The 3728-nt window shown below is 45.9% G+C and carries 4 protein-coding genes; all 4 read right to left on the bottom strand.

All coding sequences use genetic code 11. From position 1 onward, the window contains the following. Window positions 1-171 precede the first annotated feature (171 nt). Window positions 172-588 carry a UPF0158 family protein gene (locus B2899_RS15595; RefSeq protein WP_146812246.1) on the bottom strand — a complete coding sequence of 139 codons (417 nt, stop codon included), beginning with the start codon at window positions 586-588 and terminating at the stop codon, window positions 172-174. Window positions 589-606: 18 nt separating this feature from the next. Beyond that, window positions 607-2025, bottom strand: coding sequence for a 23S rRNA (uracil(1939)-C(5))-methyltransferase RlmD (rlmD, locus tag B2899_RS15590; protein WP_286887014.1), 1419 nt, complete (start codon window positions 2023-2025; stop codon window positions 607-609). Between the two features lie 26 nt (window positions 2026-2051). Further along, a complete protein-coding gene (locus B2899_RS15585; protein WP_146812247.1) occupies window positions 2052-2930 on the bottom strand; it encodes a diacylglycerol kinase in 879 nt (292 codons plus the stop codon). Between the two features lie 124 nt (window positions 2931-3054). Beyond that, window positions 3055-3728: ATP-binding protein (locus tag B2899_RS15580; protein WP_286887012.1), on the bottom strand; the 674-nt coding region annotated here is incomplete at its 5' end.

The following is a 3728-nucleotide window of genomic DNA, read 5'->3' as shown; positions in this document are numbered from 1 at the left end:
ATTTATTCAGCAAGCCCTAATTAACTCTATATTAACAGTATACATGAGGATTTTTTACTATTGTTACCAAAGACCATATTACCTTATTTTTCTATAATAATAAATATAAAAAGCACCTACATTCACTGTAGATGCCTAAATCTTATCACTATTCTCTTGATTAAATGCAGCCTAAGAATAAGAAAGGCCAAGCGAACCTAACCATTTTAAAATTCTTTCTTTTGCATATTGCTTTTCGTATTCATACCACTTCTCTTCAATACCAAACATAATCACTTTGTCCTTAAATCTTCTAAAAGGGTTTCTTCCATCAAGTGCATCAAACAACTTCCCGGCCACATTGGGGTCCTGTTCTTTTGCAAACATAAACATTAGGTCATATGCTTCAGATGTTGTGATTTGTGGGATTATCACTAGATCCTCTGTGGCTTCCTCATCGTCCCAGTCAATTCCTGGTTCTCCTGTTAAGTGATCAGGAGCATCAATAAGAATTTCCCCTGTTTTTACATTTAACACGCTTGACATTTCTTCACTTCTAAACAAAAAAGCATCGATCAATTCATCCATTAACTCCACAATCATTCTCATCCTTCATCTCTCATAATTTTACTCATCCTTCAAATATAGCCTTACCACGCACTCCACATGCGAAGTATGTGGAAACATATCTACCGGCTGCACTTCCACCGTCCTGTATCCCCCATCTTCAAGGATGCGAAGGTCACGGGCCAGCGTAGCCGGATTGCAGGACACGTAGACGACGCGCTCCGGCTTCATTGCCACAATGGTATCAAGCAACTTCTCATCACAGCCCTTGCGCGGCGGGTCCACCACCATTACATCGGCAGCGTTGCCTTCTTCATACCACTTCGGAATCACCGTCTCGGCCTCACCGGCCGCAAACGTTACGTTATTCATCCCGTTGAGCCGGGCGTTTCGCTTTGCATCCTCAATCGCATCCGGCACAATCTCTACACCAAACACATGCTTCGCCTTCTGCGCTAAAAACAGCGAAATCGTTCCGATGCCGCAGTACGCGTCGATAACATTCTCTTCGCCTGTCAACGCGGCATATTCAAGCGCCTTACCGTACAGGCGTTCTGTCTGTACCGGATTCACCTGATAGAACGAGCGGGCCGAAATCGCGAAGGTAACGTCACCGATCGTATCGTAAATATACTCTTCGCCCCACAATACACGGGTTTCGTCACCGAAGATAACATTTGTCTTCTTCGTATTGATATTCTGCACGATGCTGGTTACCCCGGGAACGGAACTTACCAGCTCATTCACCAGTGCATCCCTGTTCGGAATTTTTTCTCCATTCGTTATGAGGACAATCATAATTTGCCCGGTGGCAAAGCCGACCTTGGTGACGACGTGCCGCAATAGACCTCCGTGCGTCTCCTCATTATAAGCGCGCACACCGTGTTTGCCCGCGATTTCTTTCACACGTGCAACGACTTCATCGCTTTTTTCATGCTGGATCAGGCACGCTTCCATGTCGATGATTTCGTGCGAACGCTGGGCGTAGAATCCACCGATAAGCCCTCCTTCTTCCTCGCCGATCGGCACCTGAGCCTTGTTTCGATAGCGCCACGGCTCTTCCATTCCGATGGTCGGATGCACGGGAACGCCTTCAATCTTGCCGATGCGGCGCAGATTATCTTCCACCAGCTTGCGTTTAAATTCAAGCTGCGCCTGATAGTCCATGTGCTGCAGCGTACAGCCCCCGCAACGTTTATAGATGGGGCACGGCGGAACTGTTCTGCTTGCGGCAGGTTCCACAATCTCCATCAAACGGGCGTACCCAAACTGCTTCTTCAATTTGGTCGCCTTCGCCTGAATTCGCTCGCCTGGCAGCGCGCCCGGCACGAACAGCGTATATCCTTGATAACGCCCCACTCCATTGCCCTCATGCGATAAATCTTCGATAACCAGCTCTACCGTCTCGTTTTTTTCAAGCGGCAGACCGGATACGCCGGCCGCGGTGGCCCGTTTCTTTCTACGTGATGTATTTGCCAAAGTGATTCACCTGTATTTCGTAAATTTTACCGAATAAGCTGGATGTGACGCGGCAGTGCCGTAAACGTACATGGAAGGCGACTGCCAAGTTCACCGTCCAGATTAAGATCGACTTGCTTGGCCGATGTCGCTTTTAGCTGTTTCGCCTGAAAATAGACAACGTTCGGGTGTTTGAAATGATCTCCCTTGAGCGCCATGGTCACGATGCGAATAAATTCCGGTAACGACGTTTTCTTCAGGACAATGCAGTCAAACAAACCATCATCAAGCTTTGCGTTCGGAGCCAGCTTCTCAAATCCGCCTACGGAGTTGCTGTTGGCGATTAAGAAAAGCATAATTTCTTCGTCAATCACCCGCCCATTCGCTTCAATCCGTACATGCATGGGCGAGAGAAACGGCAGTTTCTCAATGCCTTTGATGTAATACGCAAGCTGTCCCAGCATCGTCTTGACTTTGCTGGGGACTTCGTAGGTCAGTGTGGTCAGCATTCCACCCGCGGCAATATTAATAAAATATTTATCATTAATCTTTCCGATATCGATAGGAGACGGCTTCCCTTTGGCAATAACACTGACCGCTTTCATAATCGACCGGGGCAGACCAATCGCGCGGGCGAAATCGTTAGTCGTTCCCGCCGGGATAATACCCAGCGCGGGCCGATAGCGCTGTTCGGCAATGCCGTTAATCACCTCATATACCGTACCGTCCCCGCCCGCGGCAATCACCAGGTCAAAGCGGTTTTCTACCGCCCTGCGCGCTGCCAGCGTCGCATCTCCCCCGCATTTGGTCGCATGACATGACGTCTCATAGCCCGCTTCCTCCAAAACATTTAATATGTCAGGAATCCGCTTGCGGACTTCTTCTCGTCCCGCAGAAGGATTATAGATAAGCCGAGCACGTTTCAATAGTATCCATCCTATCCACAAATTTTCTATGTTATATCATACCTTCTTTTTCCCATTTTTAAAAGGCAAGGACTTTTTTAAATGAAGATTACTGTTTTATCATCTTCGTAACCATTTTTTCATTTTAACTGTATGGCAAAGTGAAAGTCACAGCAGTTCCTCGTCCTTTACGGCTGCGAATATTAATGGTACCTCCATGCATCGCAATGATTTTTTGGGAAACGGGAAGTCCAAGTCCCATCCCTACCTCTTTTGCGGAAAAGAAAGGATTGAATGCCTGGGAAAGAATATAAGCGTCCATCCCTTTTCCATCATCTTTAAAACATACGTATGCTGTTTCATCACTCACTTTTGTTTGAATCGTAATACACATGGTAGGTTTTTCTTTAGCTTCAATGGAATTTAAAAACAGGGAAAGCATTACCTGCACAATTTGTGCAGCGTCAATATAAAGCGGATATTTGTTCAAATCAGGAGAAAGATCGAGTATAATATCTGTATTTTGCACCATCAACTGCCTTAACACTAGATACCGAAACTCTTGTACCAGATGATTAATATACGTGTACTGTCTTTGAGGGGTAAACGGCCTTGAAAAAAGCAAAAAATCACTGATAAATTTATTTGCACGGTCAATTTCCGGTATTAAAATATTTAAAACGATATCCAACTTTTCTTTTTCGGCTCCTTCTGTTTCCAGGAAATATTGGAGATATCCGCGTACAGTCATTAAAGGATTTCTTATTTCATGGGCCAGTTTCATTCCAACGTTACCTATGAAAGGCAACCGCTCTTCCT

Origin of the sequence: Aneurinibacillus sp. UBA3580, from assembly GCF_002375825.1 — a bacterium.
Lineage (GTDB): Bacteria > Bacillota > Bacilli > Aneurinibacillales > Aneurinibacillaceae > Aneurinibacillus > Aneurinibacillus danicus.
The sequence above is the reverse complement of the archived record's forward strand: the minus strand, read 5'-3'. Positions and strand labels throughout refer to the sequence as shown.

Coding starts and splice junctions, on each gene's coding strand:
- B2899_RS15595 (WP_146812246.1), bottom strand. CDS start 588: ATGAGAATGATTGTGGAGTTAATGGATGAATTGATCGATGCTTTTTTG.